The 691-nt window shown below is 62.8% G+C and carries 1 protein-coding gene; it reads right to left on the bottom strand.

What is annotated here, in order from left to right:
- Nucleotides 1-150 precede the first annotated feature (150 nt).
- On the bottom strand, nt 151-666 hold the full coding sequence (locus tag EOD07_RS36535; RefSeq protein ID WP_127238514.1) for a hypothetical protein: 516 nt from the start codon (nt 664-666) through the stop codon (nt 151-153).
- Nucleotides 667-691 lie beyond the last annotated feature (25 nt).

The raw sequence follows: 691 nt of genomic DNA, 5'->3' as shown, positions 1-691 counted from the left end.
GACAGGGCGGATTTCGAGATCGTCGGCTTCGGCACCGCCGATCAGGGGCTGCTCTTCATCACGCGCATCGGCGATCAGGACAATGCGACCGAACAGCCGCTGATCGACAAGTTCTGGGAGACCCTGAAAATTAAACTATAGTGGTCCGGATCAAAGACCCGTCAGACCCGCCAACCAGGTCGCCGAGCGCTTCGCCGCGTCCACCGTTGCGCCGGCCGCGCGGCTGAGATCGGTCTTGACCACGGCATAGCCGGCCTTCGTGCGGTAAAGCACCGCGCGGCCGCCATCGACCGACCTATCGAAGGCGACCGGCTTCGCCGATTCCGTTTCGCCGGCGGTTACCGTTCCGCCGACCGGAGCGCTCGGGCGATGGTCGAGCTCGGGCGGCAGCGGGGCGATGGTTTCGACAACGCGGTTTTTTGGCTTCAGATCCGGCATGGAGGCTTTTGCGGCAAGCTCGGAGGACGAGGCTGAGCCCTTGACGCGACAGATGCCTGAAACCAGCGGATAGTTGAAATTACGCTGATGCAGCATCTGGCTCTTCATCGCCGCCTCGCAGTCGGCGACCGTCGCCCATTTGGCCGGCGTCTCGCCGATATATTCGCACAGCTTGGCGTCGCAGTCGCAGCCGACGATGGTCATGGCGACAAGGGCGGTCTTGATCACGGTCTTGTCCCTTCGAAATTACCCC

The sequence above is a fragment of the Mesorhizobium sp. M2C.T.Ca.TU.002.02.1.1 genome, from assembly GCF_003997225.1.
Note: the sequence above shows the minus strand (reverse complement) of the source record. Positions and strands in the feature narration are given on the sequence as shown.